The organism is Paraburkholderia fungorum, assembly GCF_900099835.1.
Taxonomy (GTDB): domain Bacteria; phylum Pseudomonadota; class Gammaproteobacteria; order Burkholderiales; family Burkholderiaceae; genus Paraburkholderia; species Paraburkholderia fungorum_A.
Window position 1 is genome coordinate 1,075,261 of the sequence record NZ_FNKP01000003.1, and the last position, 16,060, is coordinate 1,091,320.

At 60.2% G+C, this 16,060-nt stretch carries 15 protein-coding genes; 12 read left to right on the forward strand and 3 right to left on the reverse strand.

Going from position 1 to position 16,060, the window contains the following annotated elements; genetic code table 11:
- Positions 1 to 20: 20 nt before the first annotated feature.
- Positions 21 to 422, reverse strand: a complete 402-nt coding sequence (locus BLS41_RS34010) for a hypothetical protein (RefSeq protein ID WP_143026455.1) — start codon at positions 420 to 422, stop codon at positions 21 to 23.
- Positions 423 to 838: 416 nt separating this feature from the next.
- Positions 839 to 1,204: a hypothetical protein gene (locus BLS41_RS34015; protein WP_074772303.1), complete on the reverse strand. Its 366-nt coding sequence runs from the start codon at positions 1,202 to 1,204 to the stop codon at positions 839 to 841.
- Positions 1,205 to 1,539: 335 nt separating this feature from the next.
- On the opposite strand from BLS41_RS34015, the gene BLS41_RS34020 reads away from it, so the two are divergent.
- A complete protein-coding gene (locus BLS41_RS34020) occupies positions 1,540 to 2,796 on the forward strand; it encodes an MFS transporter (RefSeq protein ID WP_074773425.1) in 1,257 nt (418 codons plus the stop codon).
- A 199-nt stretch (positions 2,797 to 2,995) separates the two neighbouring features.
- Here the strand turns inward: BLS41_RS34020 and BLS41_RS34025 are convergent, their stop codons facing one another.
- Positions 2,996 to 4,894 carry a thiamine pyrophosphate-binding protein gene (locus BLS41_RS34025; RefSeq protein WP_216350638.1) on the reverse strand — a complete coding sequence of 633 codons (1,899 nt, stop codon included), beginning with the start codon at positions 4,892 to 4,894 and terminating at the stop codon, positions 2,996 to 2,998.
- Between the two features lie 195 nt (positions 4,895 to 5,089).
- Here BLS41_RS34025 and BLS41_RS39260 point away from each other — a divergent pair, with 195 nt between their 5' ends.
- From BLS41_RS39260 to BLS41_RS34075, 11 genes are all read left to right on the forward strand, one after another.
- Positions 5,090 to 5,236, forward strand: coding sequence for a hypothetical protein (locus BLS41_RS39260; protein ID WP_171910377.1), 147 nt, complete (start codon positions 5,090 to 5,092; stop codon positions 5,234 to 5,236).
- Positions 5,237 to 5,426: 190 nt separating this feature from the next.
- Positions 5,427 to 5,870: a DUF2231 domain-containing protein gene (locus BLS41_RS34030; protein ID WP_074772305.1), complete on the forward strand. Its 444-nt coding sequence runs from the start codon at positions 5,427 to 5,429 to the stop codon at positions 5,868 to 5,870.
- Positions 5,863 to 7,182 (forward strand): PQQ-dependent sugar dehydrogenase, encoded by a 1,320-nt coding sequence (locus tag BLS41_RS34035; RefSeq protein WP_074772307.1) that lies wholly within the window; start codon positions 5,863 to 5,865, stop codon positions 7,180 to 7,182. Before BLS41_RS34030 ends, BLS41_RS34035 begins: the two co-directional genes overlap by 8 nt.
- A 34-nt stretch (positions 7,183 to 7,216) precedes the next feature.
- Positions 7,217 to 7,591, forward strand: coding sequence for a hypothetical protein (locus tag BLS41_RS39265; RefSeq protein WP_171910378.1), 375 nt, complete (start codon positions 7,217 to 7,219; stop codon positions 7,589 to 7,591).
- 194 nt (positions 7,592 to 7,785) lie between these two features.
- Entirely contained in the window at positions 7,786 to 8,727 is a 942-nt protein-coding gene (locus BLS41_RS34045; protein WP_074772311.1) for an NADP-dependent oxidoreductase, read from the forward strand.
- Between the two features lie 229 nt (positions 8,728 to 8,956).
- Positions 8,957 to 9,847, forward strand: coding sequence for an alpha/beta fold hydrolase (locus BLS41_RS34050; protein ID WP_074772313.1), 891 nt, complete (start codon positions 8,957 to 8,959; stop codon positions 9,845 to 9,847).
- 272 nt (positions 9,848 to 10,119) lie between these two features.
- A complete protein-coding gene (gene coxB / locus BLS41_RS34055) occupies positions 10,120 to 11,109 on the forward strand; it encodes a cytochrome c oxidase subunit II (protein WP_074772315.1) in 990 nt (329 codons plus the stop codon).
- A 33-nt stretch (positions 11,110 to 11,142) separates the two neighbouring features.
- Positions 11,143 to 13,185, forward strand: coding sequence for a cytochrome c oxidase subunit I (gene ctaD, locus BLS41_RS34060; RefSeq protein ID WP_171910379.1), 2,043 nt, complete (start codon positions 11,143 to 11,145; stop codon positions 13,183 to 13,185).
- Position 13,186: 1 nt separating this feature from the next.
- Positions 13,187 to 13,828 (forward strand): cytochrome c oxidase subunit 3, encoded by a 642-nt coding sequence (locus BLS41_RS34065; RefSeq protein WP_074772317.1) that lies wholly within the window; start codon positions 13,187 to 13,189, stop codon positions 13,826 to 13,828.
- Entirely contained in the window at positions 13,825 to 14,250 is a 426-nt protein-coding gene (locus BLS41_RS34070) for a hypothetical protein (protein WP_074772319.1), read from the forward strand. Before BLS41_RS34065 ends, BLS41_RS34070 begins: the two co-directional genes overlap by 4 nt.
- 71 nt (positions 14,251 to 14,321) lie before the next feature.
- Entirely contained in the window at positions 14,322 to 15,662 is a 1,341-nt protein-coding gene (locus BLS41_RS34075; protein ID WP_074772321.1) for a c-type cytochrome, read from the forward strand.
- Positions 15,663 to 16,060: the final 398 nt, after the last annotated feature.

Below are 16,060 nucleotides of genomic sequence, written 5' to 3' on the forward strand. Positions count from 1 at the left end.
CCGACGAGAGCGCCTTGCTCTTATCTTCTGCGTGACGGCAGTGGGCTCGCAAACGGGTTAAAGCCTGAGGCCGCGCCGGGACGCTTAGGGGTGGCTTTGCCGCGCTTGCCCGTCGAAGTAGCGCTGTCCGACAATTGAGCGAGGAGTTCGTCACTGCCGACGTCACTTTCCGCTCGCTCCGGTTTTTTTCGGGCGGTGCGCTGCGCCTTCTGCGTTTGCGTATGCGGTCGTTCGTTGCTTTGAGTCGCGCTTGCGTCAGCCAGATGCGCGACGATCGCCGCAAACGATTTCACAACGGAATTCTGCGGTGCCGACGGCATCATTGTCGAGACCACGATCTCATGCAGCAAACGGCCGTCCACGGAATGCAATGACGCCACTGTTTGCCAGTCGACGTTGTCTACAGCGAGCGCGCCGATCACACGTTCCAGGACCGCAGGCGACAAAACCCCGCCGTCATACAGACTAACGACGACACGTTCGATTGCCCGGAACGGCGTCGAGGCGGAACGGGTTGGCACAATAGATCCTCACCAATTTAAGTATGAAAAAAGATGCACTCCGAGCAACGCGGCTGACATAAGACAACAGCCCAATGGTGCAGTGAACTGACACGAAGGAGGCTGTGGGGGTAAGGAGATCGTCCACGGCAACAGTGCAGGAACATGGGTGCAATCCGTTCGGCATGTGAGCATAACAGTCGGGTTCGCGCGCTACATGATCGTCACCTGGACTGCTGACCTGTTGCACATCAATTCACTTATGTTCAACAGGACGACCGACCGCGTCTTTGCCGCGGCAGGCCGCCATCAGCTCACGAATTGAACAGTCGCGAAAACTACCCGTGATTTATATCCACCGAACCGGTGCAATGCACAAGCGCGACGAAACTCCTTGTGTCGGCGCTCTGGTCCGCGGTTCGAAACGGAACGACCCAGAGATGGTTTTTATCGTCCCAGTGAGATCCTGCCTGAACCTGGACCGCCTTGGCTTTTAACGATGGGTCGCCGGTGGCATTGATCTTGTTCACCAGCGCCTCTTGCCGCCATTCCGAATCGTGAGTCGAACACTCTCCCGCGTCGGCGGGTTTGCGCGACCAGGGCTTGAGCTCGGAGATAACGAAAGTCAACAGGATCAAGACTGCGCAGACGATAGCGACGACCTTGGCATTCTTGCGTTCTCGACGACCAGTTGCTTGCTGCATTAGCGACTCCTAAAGTTGACGACAGGAAGGGCTTCTCTCCTGCGAATGGGTTCGGTTTTTGGTTAGCAAGCGTCGCGCCCACGCCAGTCAACGGCTCGTTGCTTCGAAAACTGAGCGCCGTCCTTCGATCATTCGTGAGCAAAATTCCGGTATTGCACTGGATGCTTTCCGATTCTCAATTCACCCACGTCGCCGGGTGCGCCCTGAAAAACTCGCGGAGCTGATTTACTTACTTGGCTACAGCGCTAACCAGGCACCAGACACTCGCCCGAACGTGGCTCCCGCGAGCGAAGAGCGCGTATCATTTCTGGCTGGCAATCCAAAGGATGTCGCTAATGTCCGAGACCCGTCGCGAATATTCCGAAGGCCGCAGCGAGACGTCGAAATATCGACACGACTATGGGCTTTGGGCGCTCACTTTCAGCTACGTACTGAGTCAGTTTTTCCGCAGTTACGTTGCGGTCATCTCGACCGAATTGATCGCGGATTTCAGATTCTCACCTGAAATGTTTGGCTGGTTCGCCGGCGCTTTTTTCCTTGTTTTCGCCGCTGCGCAGATACCGGTCGGCATGCTGTTCGATCGCTTCGGGGTCCGTACGCCGACCGCGATGCTGATGGGCATAGGCGCGTTCAGCGCCGGCTTGCTGGCGAGCGCAACCAGCGCCTGGCTCGCGATCCTCGCACAGGCGGGAATTGGATTGGGCTGTGCACCGATTTTCAAGGGCCTGCTCAACTATGTCCTTGCCAATGGTGCCGGACCCTCGCAGACCCGCGCGGTCACCACCGCGAGCGCTGTCGGGATGGCGGGCGCGCTGGCCGCCGCGTCGCCATTGGGACAGATCACCGCGCATGTGGGATGGCGACCTGCCATGACGGTTGCGGCAGCGGCCATGTTCTGCTGCATGCTTGGTGTTGCCCGCTTCGTGACACATCGGAAGCCGCCGGCTCTCGCGAATTCTCCAATAACGGCACGCGGCGCCTCGGGCCAGAGGGGGCGCCGATTCTGGACGCTTGCACCGGCATGTCTTGCGATGTCCGTGGGTAGCACGTTCCGTACATCCTGGGGCGGCCCCTATCTCGCGGACGTTTTCCATTTCGATATCGTGGCGCGCGGCAACGCGATGACAATCGCCAGTATCGTTGGCACAGGCGCGTCGTTTTGCATTCCGTTTATGGTGCGTTTCTGGTCGCCAAAGCGTATTTCTTTGAGCTGGCTATTGGCCGGTGCGCTTGCAGCTCTGGTGCTCGCTGTTCTCCCTGACGCAAGTAGTGGGCTCGGTGTGGGACTGATCTGCGTGCTGTTTTCAGTAGGAGCGATCCATCCGCTCGTGATGTCGCAGGCGAGAGCGATCGTGCCCGCAGGCAGGCTAGGGCTCGCTTTGGGATTTCTAAATAGTCTCGTATTCCTGGGCGTCGCGTTAGCTAGCGGAGGATTTGGGAAGATTGCCGCTGCATTCAGACACGAGCACGTCACCGCCGCCCAGATTTATGCGCCCCTGTTCATGGCCGCTGCAATGCCATTGTTGATAGGCGCGGCGGTGTACGTTTTCAGTCCCGCCGCCAAAATCCAACATTCGGGCAACGGGCCGTGATCTTTCGAGCGCGGGAGACTCACGGCGAGCAGAAAATTATTCGCGGCATCGCTACGCGAATATTCTTGGGCATTTGCCCGCGCCGATTGCGCTGCATGTGCCGTTCTCGTCTTTTCGACAGACCGTGAGCAAATGCCCCCGACGCAGGTATGCAATGTCCAGCACGGCAGTTGAGACGGTTTTTAGCATCTTCACCTCTTCACGCCTTTAGTTTGTCCGGTGTCGTAATCGGTTCGGCCGGATCGACGTGAACCTCCAGTAGCACAGTGCCGGGCGACGCAAGAGTCGATGCAATCGCCACCTGTAACTGCTGCGGGTTATGGCAGCTCGTGCCTACGGCGCCGCATGCCGCGGCGACTTGCGCAAAGTCGATACCCCCCAGCTCACAACCGTAAGGCGGATTGCCGAGCTCCTTCTGTTCAAATACGACCTCCGCGAGCATGTCGTTGCGCATCACGATGATCTTGATCGGCAAGCGGTTCATCACCGCTGTCGACAGTTCGGCCATCAGCATCGCGAGTCCGCCGTCGCCGACGATCGCTACCACCTGTCTGCCGGGATTTGCCAGTTGAGCCGCTATCGCAAACGGCAATCCGGGCGCCATCGTCGCAAGCATTCCCGTGGCAACCAGTTGCTGCTCGCGACGCAGCGTCAAAAAACGCGCAGCGAAATGGGTGTTAGCACCACAATCGAGGCAAACAATCGCATCGGCGGCCAGCGTGTCGCTTATCGCGCGGATCACACGTTGTGGCCGTATCGGCGTGCGCTCCGATGAGGCGACTTGATCGAGCAGGGCGTTCCATTGCGTCACCTGAGCCTGAATCTCGCGAAGAAACGTATCGTCCTTCTGATGAAGCAAGGGTAGCAGCGCCCGCAGCGTTTCCTTCGTGTCGCCGACCAGACAGACTTCGACCGGATAGCGCAGGCCAATCCGCTCAGCCTTGATGTCCACCTGAACGCCTCGCGCCGTGCCGGGCTTCGGGTACGAATCGACCCACGGCATCGTCGAACCGAGGATCAGGACAGTATCGCAGCGGTGCATCGCTTCTTCGGAGGGCACGGTGCCGAGGTGGCCGATACCGCCGGTTGAGAAAGGCGAATCGTCGGGAATCACGCTTCGTCCGAGTAACGCTTTGGCCACCGGCGCATTAAGCCGGGTCGCGATCTGCTCCAGTTCTTCGGATGCACCGAGCGCGCCCTGGCCCGCCAGAATCGCCACTCGGCTGCCAGCATTGATGGCATCGGCGGCCGCCCGCAACTGCGCGTCGGCGGGTGCGGACGCGGGCTGACGCCACGCCGTCGACGTGCGCAGGCCGTGGTTTTCCATGGACGCTTTGTCATCGGCGAGACGCATTGCCTGAATGTCCTTCGAGATGGCCAGATGCGCGACCCCGCGCGCACCAAGCGCGCTTCTGCACGCGATGTCCGTCACGACGAGTGCATGACGCGGCCCCGTCACGGTCGTGTTGTACAACGCGACGTCCTGCATCAACGCGGGCGTGTCGACGCCCTGTTGAAAACGTGTACCCACGAGGTCGTGAAAGGTGAGCCCTGTGATCGCGAGGACCGGTGCGCCGTCGAAATGCGCATCGTAAAGTCCGTTCATCAGATGCACTGCGCCGGGACCGGTCGTGGCGAGACAGACGCCAAGACGGCCGGTCGCCTTCGCCCATCCCGACGCCATGAACGCGGCGGCTTCCTCATGACGCACGCCAATGAAGCGGATCGTGTCCCTATGTCGCCGTAGCGCTTCGATCAGCGGATTGATGCCATCGCCAACCATCCCGAAGACGTGATCGACGTTCCACGCCAGCAGCGTCTGAACGACTACCTCGGCGGTCGATGCATTGTCGCCGGGTGAAAAGGGCGGCTGCGGTGCCGCGCTGACGGGTTGTCCGGATGATGCCGCGGGTGCCTGAGCCGCGATCGTCCTCACGGCGAACAGACCCGCTCCGCCCGCCGCCGCAGCTTTCAGCATCATGCGCCGTCGCTCGGAACTCGGTGCGCCATCGCGATTGTGGGCGGCCGGGGGCATGTCGTGATCGACGGGCGTCGTAAGCGAATCGTGTGGGGAGGCGGGCTTGAGGATGGAGGGCATAACAGAACTCCCGATTGCGATGCGACGGAATGCCAATCAGCCTTCGAGCAAGTGTCGGTCCTGCGATGCTTAAGAGTGACTGCACTACGCTCAATTGTGGTGACTTACCAGGTACGTCGCCTGCTATGAGATTCATTACATTGCTGACGCTGCCGGAGCTTGCGCTAACCCAGAGTCCGGCTTAGGGAGGATGAAATGAAACGGTCAATCCTGGTTACGGTCGCTGCGGCTCTCTTTGCGTGTGGTTTAGGCGCGTGCAAAGCGGCGCATCACGCGGGCAACGACAGCATGCGCGCCTTCGGTGGAATCGTCGCCGCGATGCAGACGCGACTTGAGCTTTAAGGTCTCTCGGTAGCGCGCGTCTGGATGCTTTGCTCGCCATTCTCACTCCACGTGAAAGCTCTGAGTAAAGCGCTAGTCGGCAACCAGTAATTGCTGGTGGAGTACACCGACGCTGGCAACCGAACGGTTTGCGGCACGTATTTGAAGGACTGCCTTTTTCGAATGGGCAGAAGAAGGACAAGGGTCAAAAATGAATTCCTCCGCCCATATTCGTGGATCGAGATTCGCGACAGCAATATTCGATCTGCTCAACCCGATCCCCTACGGCCTCTTTGTCGGCACGCTCGTTTTCGACATAACCTACGCCGTCACCCGGAATGTATTCTGGGGAAAGGGCGCAGCATGGCTGGTCACGACGGCCTTACTCTTTGCTGTGATTCCTCGCCTGATCAATCTGGTCCACGTCTGGATCTCAGCGCGGCGCGCGGTGACGGCCGTGGAGAAATTGGACTTCTGGTTAAATCTTCTGGGCATCGTGTCGGCAATCTTCAACGCTTTCGTCCATAGCCGCGACGCCTACGCCATGGTCCCCGCGAACGTCATTCTGTCGGCGATTACCGTGATCTTGTTGAGCGTTGGGCAATTTGCTCTTGGGTTCAGCGGGTTCCATTCGAAGGGGACGGCTCATGACTAGAACCTTCCTGAGCAGTTCATTGGCAATGGCGGTTGCGATTCTTGTTGGCGGTTGCAACGAGCAGGCCACCTATGATCCGTCCAGGCAGGCAGGGGCAGAGCCACCGTTGCCTGGCGCTCACAATTTTCTGGCCCCTCCGATACAGGTACCCAAATATGTCGGATGGCAACCAGGCAAAAAGCCGAAGGTAGCGGAGGGTTTGCAAATCGAGGCTATCGCGTCGGGACTCCAGCATCCGCGCCAGGTCTACGCGCTGCCGAACGGCGATATCCTGGTCGCTGAATCGAACAGTCCCGATGCGGAACCTGTGACCACGCCGAAACAGTTGATAGCCGGCATCATCACGTCGCGGTCCGGCAAAAAAGCGAAAGGTGCCAACCGCATCACGTTGTTGAGAAAGCGCACTGACGGCAGTGGGCGCTGGGACAAATATGTGTTCATCGACGATCTGCATTCGCCCTTCGGCATGCAACTGATTGGCAACACACTTTATGTGGCGGATACCGATGCGATTCTGAAGTTTCCATACCGCGCAGGCGAGACGAGTATGTCAACTCCGGGCGTGGAACTGACTGATCTGCCAGACAAGATCAACCATCACTGGACTAAAGCGTTGCTCGCGAGTCCCGATGGCAAGCGACTGTATGTAGGTGTCGGCTCTAACAGTAACGTTGGCGAGAACGGGCTGGACGTTGAATATCGACGGGCCAACGTACTGGAGGTCGATATTGCAACAGGGGGAAGTCGTATCTACGCGTCCGGAATCCGCAATCCGACTGGACTGCAATGGGAACCTCAAACAGGCCGCCTGTGGGCGATCGCGAATGAACGCGACGAAATTGGCGCGGATCTTGTCCCCGATTATCTGACGTCGGTCCGTGAAGGCGCGTATTACGGCTGGCCATATAGCTACTGGGGCCAGCACGTCGATCCGCGTGCGCAGCCGCAACGTCCTGACATGGTGGCAAAGGCAATTCGACCGGACTATTCGATTGGCTCGCACGTCGCGCCACTCGGCCTGCTTTTTTATACCGGCAATAACCTGCCCGCTCAATATAGAGGCGGTGCTTTTATCGGCGAGCATGGTAGCTGGAATCGGTCCCCTCTAAGCGGCTACGCTGTCGCTTACGTCGCCTTTCAGAACGGCAAGCCTGTTGGCACGCCTATACCGGTCGTTACCGGTTTCGTTTCTGATGACGAGAGAGAATCGTACGGCGCGCCGGTTGGACTCACGCAGGATCTGGATGGCGCCCTGGTGATTGCCGATGATGTCGGCAATACCGTGTGGCGGGTCACAAGAGTAGGGGCGTAGGGCTGACTGGTTCTTGACATCAGTAGATGCGAGCTTGCCCGCACTGCGTCATTGCGTCGACCGGCGGTCAAACTCGGGCCGCCCTGAATGCCTCCGCGCCTACTGCACTGACGACGCACCGCTCGCCGTCGCATCGGGCGTGCTCACGGTGGGTGCCTCGCTAGTCACCGGCGAGGGTGCGCTCGCGGGAGCTGCCTCGGTTGCGCTATTGGCCGCGGCGCTTGTGCCCGGCGTCCCACTTGGCCCGGCGGAATTGCTCATTACGCCGCTGCTGCCCGAACTCAAGGCGTCGTTGCCGGAGTCATTGCTTTTCTTGCAACCCGGGGCTGCACAAACGACCCCCGAAATTGTCGCGATCATCAGCGCTCTTCTCAAGCTCCTGTTCATGGCGAATCTCCGTGTGACGTAAGACCTATCAAATGACGCAACGGATGTGCCTGTCGCGCCACGCCCGCGCTGATTGCCCGCGCAACGACGGCGCGCAGGCTTCGAGTCCAACCGTTCCTGATGGACTGGTGCAGCACGAGGTATGAGCGTTGCTCGGCAGATCGTATGGCTGCGTTCACTCGCGCAGGTCGGCAAGATACTGTCACGGAGAAATTCATGGCTCAAATGCGCGCATTTCGTATTCATCGCTTCGGCGGCCCGGACGTACTTCGGTCGGAAAGGATCGATGTTCCGCCGATCGGCCCGAATGAAGTGCTGGTTCGCGTGAAAGCTGCGAGCGTCAACCCCGTCGACATCAAAACGCGGGATGGCAAATATCCCGTGATTGGCGAGGACAAGCTTCCGTTTACTCTCGGACGCGATTTCGCAGGCACGCTTGAACGCGTGGGGCAGAGCTTGTCAGGCTGGGAACACGGGGCGGAAGTGTTTGGATTCGTCGGACAGGGGCAGGGAGCGTTGGCCGAGTTTGTCGTCATCGTTGCGAGTGGGCTGGCGCCGCGACCTGCGTCGATGGACTCGACAGCGGCTGCGGCGGTTCCCCTTGCTGCGCTCACTGCCTGGCAGGGACTGTTTGACCAAGGCGGACTACAGAAAGGCCAGCGCGTGTTGATTCACGCGGGAGCCGGAGGCGTCGGCCACCTGGCGGTGCAATTTGCCCGGCACGTCGGTGCGGAGGTGTTCGCTACTGCGACAGGCGACGGGGTCGAATTTGTGGAGTCTTTAGAAGCCGATCATGTCATCGACTATAAGAAGCAGCCGTTTGAAGAAGTCGCGCGAGATATGGATCTGGTCTTCGATCTAATTGGGGGCGAGACACAAAGCCGTTCATGGCAAACGGTCAAACGGGACGGCACGATGATTTCGACGCTGACGGAGCCTTCCGCAACGGAAGCCGCCAGACACGGCGCCCACGCGGCGCGTTACACGGCTCGCCCGGACGGAGCGCAGCTTGCGGAGATAGGCCGCCTGATCGACGCGGGCGAGGTAAAGGTCAACGTGATCGCAACCTATCCTTTCGCGTCCGCTGCTGATGCGCTGGCAAGGCTTGAAAAAGGGCACGTCCACGGCAAAATTGTCGTGAATGCGTTCGACGCTTGAGTCGATAGCGTCGCACGCGACGCCGCCTCGACAGACACGAATAAGAGAGATTTTGCCGCGATTGCTACGCAATGGCGGCGGAGTTGTGATGAAGCCCGGTGCCGATTTAACGGAAGCGAACTGTGGCTGTTAAGTCTTCAAGAACTGACGCCGATGTTTGCAGAGAAGCCGGAAAGCGCAAGACGCGGATTCAAGGGCAGCCCATGGCGGCTATCGTAAGGAGCGCACGATGCTCGAATTTACCTGTCGCATTCGAACCCCGACACTCGAAATTTGCTACGCCGACGCCGGGCCTCCGAACGGTCCGCCCGTCATCCTGTTGCACGGCTGGCCCGATGCCGCACGCGCATGGATTCCTGTCGCGGCTCGTCTGAACGCTGCGGGTTTTCGCACTATCGTGCCTGAATTGCGGGGTAGCGGTCGCACCCGTTTTATTAGCGATCGCACGGTGCGGGACGGGTCCGGCGTCGCGCTCGCACAGGATGCGATCGATCTGGCCAACGCATTATCGATCAATCGATTCGATTTGGTCGGGCATGACTGGGGCGCACGGGCTGCCTACACAGTGGCGGCGCTTTTTCCCGAGCGCGCGAAGCGGATTGCAGCGCTTGCGCTCGCGTTTCAGCCGTATGGCCGGTTCGCGTTGCCCGGGTTCTCGCAGGCGCGGAAGTTCTGGTATCAATGGTTTATGGCGCTGGACGGTGGCCCAGATGCCGTGGGAGCCGATCCGAAGGGATTTGCGCGCATTCAATGGGAGACGTGGTCGCCGCCGGGCTGGTTCGATGACAACGAGTTCTCCCGCACGGCCGAGAGTTTTGATAATCCCGACTGGTTGGCGATCACGCTGAACGGGTATCGCCGCCGCTGGCGGCAGGACGAGGAATCCGACCCGGCGTATTCGAGCCTGCGTCAGCAACTCGCAACCATCGGAAGTATTGGCGTGCCGACGCTGATGCTGCAGGGAGGCGCAGACCAGTGCGACGAACCCAAGGAATCCGACGGCCTGGAGAGTCATTTTGCCGGGGGCTACCGACGGATTCTGATCGACGGTGTCGGACATTTTCCGTCGCGGGAAGCCCCGGATGAAGTTGCCAATGCTTTGATAGAGCATCTTCGGTAAGGCCCGCCGGGGTTATTACTTCCAGTCAGGTGGTCGCGCTGAAACTATGTCTTAAGACAAGCGCCAAGCCGCCCTAGAAGCGTCATCCAAAGCTTGCAACTGTAACGCGCGGTAGGGCCTGTTTTTTGCTACCGCCCCTTATAGCCGTGCGGGTTCAATGCGGCTATCGAGGCGCAATCAGCTGCGAGTTCCGGGAGCCAACAGTGAGCGACGGCGGAACGACAACGAAACCAGTTCTCTGTGGCGCCGAGCCATGGCTTGCGAGTGGGTTCGTGCTGGCTATCACTCCCAGTCGCGCTGAATCGGCATCCTTGAATTATTTTTTCCACGCAGCCGGTCCTGCCAGTCGGCCGACGATGTATCTCGGCTGGACAATGACCGTTGTCGCGGTGGCAGTGACGATCATCATCGGCGTCCTGCTGGTCCTGGCGATTGTGCGGCGGCGTCAGCCGGCGGATCCCGGCAGCCTGAATGCCGAATCGGGCGGTATGCGCTGGATTTATGTTGGCACAGGAATATCGTCGGTCGCGTTGCTGGCAATGCTGGTCTACATTCTTGTCACACTCGAATCCGTCGCATCGCCTGCTGTGCATCCTCAGTTGACACTGACAGTGACGGCATACGACTGGTGGTGGAAAGTCGACTACACGGACGACCCCGACCCGTCCCGCGACTTCAGCACGGCCAACGAGATTCACATTCCTGTCGGCGAACCCGTGAAGGTTCTGCTCAAAAGCGCCGATGTCGTACACGCATTCTGGGTTCCGCAACTCGCGGGAAAGACGCAGACGATTCCCGGTCAAACGAACGAGCAATGGATTCAGGCCGACCAGCCCGGCATTTATCGCGGGCAATGCTCGCAATTTTGCGGGGCGCAGCACGCGCATATGGCTTTCGAAGTGATCGCACAAAGCCCCGCCGACTTCGATGCGTGGCGCAGCGCACAGGGCCGGAATGCCGCCTTGCAGCAGCAGGAAGCAGACGCTGCCGACATCGCCATCGGCAAGCACCTGTTCATCGATCGTTGCTCCGGTTGCCATACGATTCGTGGCACCAACGCAAACGGCTTGCAAGCCCCTGATCTCACGCACCTCGGCTCGCGCCGCACAATCGCAGCCGGAACATTGATCAACGCGCCGGATCATCTGCTCGACTGGATCGAACACGCGCAGCAGATCAAGCCCGAATCGCTGATGCCGGATATTGCGCTGACCGGCGCGGAAGCCGAGACCCTCTCGGCATATCTGGCGACCCTCCATTGACGAAGTTTCTGCCGACGACACGGAGCGTTCACGATGTCCGACCGCACTGCTAGCGCTTCGTCGCCGCAAGAACCGCAGCGCGACACACGCAATGAGTCAGCCGCTTCGCCGTCATTGGCGCGTAGGCCACAGACCGGCCGGGTGCTGGCGGGCAGTGCCGAAGAAAAGCGTCTGCACGAGATATGGGAGACGCCACCGGGCTGGCGCGGATGGCTGTCGAGCGTCGATCATAAAACCATCGGTTTGCGCTATCTCGTCACCGCCTTCGTGTTTCTGCTGATGGGCGGCGTAGAGGCGTTGATCATGCGCATTCAACTGGCGCGTCCGAACGCGACAATACTGACGCCCGAACAGTACAACCAGCTCTTCACGATGCACGGCGTGACGATGATTTTCCTCTATGCGTTGCCTGTGCTGTCGGGTTTCTCGAACTATCTGTGGCCGCTAATTCTTGGCGCGCGCGACATGGCGTTTCCACGCCTGAATGCGTTGTCGTACTGGGTCTTTCTGTTTGCAGGCATTTTTCTGTACGCGAGTTTCCCAACGGGGCAGGCACCGGACGCGGGCTGGTTCAACTACGCGCCGCTCTCGGGTCTCGAATACAGCACCGGCCCGAATATCGATGTGTACGCACTCGGCATGGTGCTGCTCGGCATCTCGACGACGGTCGGCTCGATGAACTTCGTAGTGACGCTGTTGCGGATGCGCGCGCCGGGTATGTCACTCGACCGGATGCCGGTACTGGTGTGGGGCACGCTCACCGCATCGGGCGGTAACCTGCTGGCGGTGCCTTCGGTCAGCCTTGCATTCCTGCTGCTATGGATGGATCGCCGGATCGGGACGCATTTTTTCGACGTGCTGAACGGCGGCCGTCCACTGTTATGGCAACACCTGTTCTGGATCTTCGCGCATCCGTGGGTCTATGCGGTTGTGCTACCCGCCATGGGCATTGTGTCCGATGCATTGCCGGTGTTCTGCAGGCGGCCGTTGGTCGGCTACGGGCCAGTCGCGCTTTCCACTGTCGCGACGATGGTGATCGGCTTTGTCGTGTGGATTCACCATATGTTTGCGACCGGTATTCCGGCGCTTGCGCTGTCGTTCTTCGGTGCGGCAAGCATGGTCATTGCAATTCCGAGCGCGGTTGCCACGTTCGCATGGATCGCGACCATCTGGACCGGCAGACCCGTGTTTCGCGTGCCGTTTTTCTATTTCGCGGGATTCGTGTTGCTGTTCGTGATTGGCGGCGTGTCAGGCGTGATGACCGCTGCCGTGCCGTTCGATTGGCAACTGACCGACACGTACTTCGTTGTCGCGCATCTGCATTACGTGCTGCTCGGCATCAACGTCTTTCCGGTGATTGGCGGCATCTATTTCTGGTTTCCGAAATTCACCGGCAGGATGATGAACGAGCGCTTGGGCAAGATTGGCTTCTGGGTATTGTTCGTCGGCTTTAACGTAGCGTTCTTCCCGATGCATATCGCGGGCCTGTTGGGCATGCCGCGCCGCATTTACACCTATCCGGCCGACATGGGCTGGAACACGGTGAATCTCGTCACGTCGCTCGGCTCGTTTCTGTTCGCCGTGGGTGTGTTGATCTTTCTCGTCGACCTCCTTGTCAGCCTGAAGAACGGCCAGCCCGCCGGCAACAATCCATGGGACGCGCCCACGCTCGAATGGTCGACCAGTTCTCCGCCGCCACCGTATAACTTTGCTGTCGTGCCGACGCTCGCGAGCCGTCATCCGCTGTGGGAGGGCCGCACCGACGAGCCGGGCGTGAGCATCCAGACACGCTCGCGTCTCGACGAGGGCTACATGCTCGCGAACGGGCGTGAGGCTTTGGGCACGACTGCGCTCGAAGCGCTGCCCGACGTGATTCTGAAGATGCCCGGCGATTCGTATGCGCCATTCTGGCTCGCCGTATTTGCAACGCTCGTATTCGCGGGCCTCGCCGTCGGCGCGTGGATAGTGTCGGGCGCGATGCTGGCGGGCTGTGCGCTATCGATCATCGCGTGGTTATGGCCGGAGCGTGCGTTGATCCAGCGCGAGCCGAGCGCCGTGCACGACGCGGGAGCCTGATATGAGCGACGCCATCGATCTGAACCAGTCACCGGATGGAGCGGCCGAATCGTCGCGTCTTCTGCCGGTCGGCAGTGCCGGAGAGCGCTCGGGCGGCTGGTGGGGATGCCTGACCTTGATTGCTACCGAAGGCGCGCTGTTCGGCTATCTGATCTTTTCGTACCTGTATCTGGCTTCGCAAAGTACCCAGCACTGGCCGCCCGAGGGGCTGCCGAAGCTGGGACTCGGTATCGCGAACACGGTCATCCTGCTATCGAGTAGTGGCTTCGTGTGGCTGTGCGAGTGCTGCGTGCGGCGCAGGCGTTTGCGCTGGGGCGTAGCGTCGATGGCGGTGGGTGTGGTGCTCGGTTGCACGTTCATGGGTATTCAGTTGATCGAGTGGCACGATCATCCCTACGGGTTGACGACCCATCTTTATGGCTCCCTGTACTTCACGATCACCGGCTTTCACATGGCGCACGTGGCGGTCGGCATTGTTGTGCTGCTGCTCCTGCTGCTATGGACGGCACTCGGTTACTTCGACGAAAAGCGATGCGCCGCGTTGACCATCGGCGGACTGTACTGGCATTTCGTCGATGTTGTCTGGCTCTTCATTTTCAGCACGCTGTATCTGTCGCCCTATCTGTTCCGGGGATGGTCATGAGCGAAGACGTCGCGCCTCGCGAGGTGTCCTTTCCGTCGATGCGCCAGATAGTGGCGGGATTATTGATCGCGCCGTTCGCGTGGCTTGTACAGATGCTCGTTGCCGAAACACTGGCGGCACAAAGCTGTTATCCAGACAGCGCGCCACTTAACGCACCATTGTTCCCGTGGATGCGCACGGCTCTGTTCGTGCTCAGTGCGCTATGTTTGCTGGCGGGGATCGCGGGCAGTCTGCTCGCGTGGCGCAACATCCGGCGGATCGGACCAAAGCGATGGGGGATATTGGGCGGCACCACGCGAACCAGAGCGGAATTGGCGTGGTTCGTGAGTCGCGTCGCGGCAATGTGCAGTGCGCTTTTTTTGTTCGCGCTGATCGCGACCGATGTCGCGTTGGCGATCGTGTCGCCGTGCAGGTGGTGGTGATCATGTGCCGCCGCCGCGAGAGTCCGATTCGCAATTCTTCCGCTAACCGGTGTGGATGGAAGCGTGCGGTCATGGTTTCGGCTGGTTTGTCGCTGGCTCTGGCTTTCGCATCAGCGCGCATACCGGTGGCCGCAGCGAGCGCTAGTAGCGCAGGCGCGAGCGCCCAGGCGAGCAGCGCAGATGCCGCGACCATTGCTCGAGGCGCCTATCTCGCCAAGGCGGCCGATTGTGCCGGCTGCCATACCGCCGCGCCGCGCGTGACCCAACCAGGCGGATCGCCAGCATTGTCGGCGCCTTTCGCTGGCGGCCTCGGGATGGCATCACCGTTCGGCACAATCTACTCGTCGAACATCACGCCCGATCCGCATGCCGGTATCGGGCGATATAGCTATGACGACTTCGCCCGGGCGCTACGCCAGGGTATCGCACGCGGCGGCAAGCGGTTGTATCCGGCGATGCCCTATCCGTCATTCAGCAAGATCACCGACGACGACATGCACGCGCTATACAGCTATTTCATGTACGGCGTACAACCTGTTTCCACGCCCGCACCCGAAACCCGCTTGCCATTTCCGTTCAACCAGCGTTGGGCATTGATGTTCTGGGACTGGACGTTCGCGCCAAGCGGCGCGTTCAAACCGGAGACCGGGCGTGACGCGCAATGGAATCGCGGTGCCTATCTGGTTCAATCGCTCGGACACTGCGGCGCGTGCCATACGCCCCGCGGGCCCGCGTACGAGGAGCGCGGCTATAGCGAATCGCGCGATGCGTATCTGACAGGCGGTACGAACGACCACTGGTTCGCGCCAAACCTGACGGCGGACCCCGGCTCGGGTCTCGGACGAAGCTCGGTCGAGGACATTGCCGCGTTTCTCAGACACGGCCACGGCAACGGACTGGTGACGTTCGGCAGCATGGTGCAGGTTGTGGAAGACAGCACGCAGTATCTGAACGACGACGATCTCACCGCCATTGCCGTCTATCTGAAAAGCCTGCCGCCGCGTGCGTCGAGCGGCCACTTCAATGCGCAATCACGCGCCGCGCTGCAAACGGCACAGTCGTTGAAAACGGGTGATGTCGAACGACCGGGCGCGGGCATCTATGCGACCTACTGCGCGCGTTGCCATCAGATGGATGGCGCGGGCGTGCCGCAAAAATTTCCGCGCCTTGCTGGCAATCCCGCAGTTCTGTCAGCATCGACCACGTCACTCGTGCGCCTGCTAGTGGAGGGCGGCGGCAGTCCGCACACTGAGCAGGGACCCGAGTCGCGCAAGATGCCGTCGTTTGCTGGCAAGCTGACCGATGCAGAAATGGCGTACGTGCTGACGTTCATTCGCAATACATGGGGCAATGCAGCAGAGCCTGTGACCACGCGCGACGTGTCCGACGTACGCGTCGCGCTACACAAATGAAGCAACTCGGGGAAGGGCACGCAAGTACCTCCGGCGGCACGCGCCGTCACGATGCGGACTTGAATTGCTTGTGCCGCCGGCAGCTTGCTCTTCTTCGCATGATGCGACAGCGGAATCGACAGATTGCGTTCCAATTGATGGCCGGCGATGCATCCGGCGGGTAAGTCGAACGCAATGATGCGAAAGCTGTCCACGCGTCGCTGCACGTGATCCGGCGAGACGGCTTCCAGCGACACCTCCGAATCGGCCGCAAGACCCTGTCGCTCGATGTCCTGCTGGTTCATCAGAAGCACCTTCGACGAACGGGCCCGGCGGTTGACGAAGGTTGTACTGAAGTCATCCGCCTGGCGCAGCGGTGCTGCCGCCCTGATCACGTATCAGGCGGCCGGCAGTACCGA

What these genes read in the sequence shown, in the direction of transcription:
- BLS41_RS34015 (WP_074772303.1), bottom strand. Translation starts at nt 1,204, where the DNA reads ATGCAGCAAGCAACTGGTCGTCGAGAACGCAAGAATGCCAAGGTCGTC.
- BLS41_RS34020 (WP_074773425.1), top strand. Translation starts at nt 1,540, where the DNA reads ATGTCCGAGACCCGTCGCGAATATTCCGAAGGCCGCAGCGAGACGTCG.
- BLS41_RS34025 (WP_216350638.1), bottom strand. Translation starts at nt 4,894, where the DNA reads ATGCCCTCCATCCTCAAGCCCGCCTCCCCACACGATTCGCTTACGACG.
- BLS41_RS39260 (WP_171910377.1), top strand. Translation starts at nt 5,090, where the DNA reads ATGAAACGGTCAATCCTGGTTACGGTCGCTGCGGCTCTCTTTGCGTGT.
- BLS41_RS34030 (WP_074772305.1), top strand. Translation starts at nt 5,427, where the DNA reads ATGAATTCCTCCGCCCATATTCGTGGATCGAGATTCGCGACAGCAATA.
- BLS41_RS34035 (WP_074772307.1), top strand. Translation starts at nt 5,863, where the DNA reads ATGACTAGAACCTTCCTGAGCAGTTCATTGGCAATGGCGGTTGCGATT.
- BLS41_RS34045 (WP_074772311.1), top strand. Translation starts at nt 7,786, where the DNA reads ATGGCTCAAATGCGCGCATTTCGTATTCATCGCTTCGGCGGCCCGGAC.
- BLS41_RS34050 (WP_074772313.1), top strand. Translation starts at nt 8,957, where the DNA reads ATGCTCGAATTTACCTGTCGCATTCGAACCCCGACACTCGAAATTTGC.
- ctaD (WP_171910379.1), top strand. Translation starts at nt 11,143, where the DNA reads ATGTCCGACCGCACTGCTAGCGCTTCGTCGCCGCAAGAACCGCAGCGC.
- BLS41_RS34065 (WP_074772317.1), top strand. Translation starts at nt 13,187, where the DNA reads ATGAGCGACGCCATCGATCTGAACCAGTCACCGGATGGAGCGGCCGAA.
- BLS41_RS34070 (WP_074772319.1), top strand. Translation starts at nt 13,825, where the DNA reads ATGAGCGAAGACGTCGCGCCTCGCGAGGTGTCCTTTCCGTCGATGCGC.
- BLS41_RS34075 (WP_074772321.1), top strand. Translation starts at nt 14,322, where the DNA reads ATGGTTTCGGCTGGTTTGTCGCTGGCTCTGGCTTTCGCATCAGCGCGC.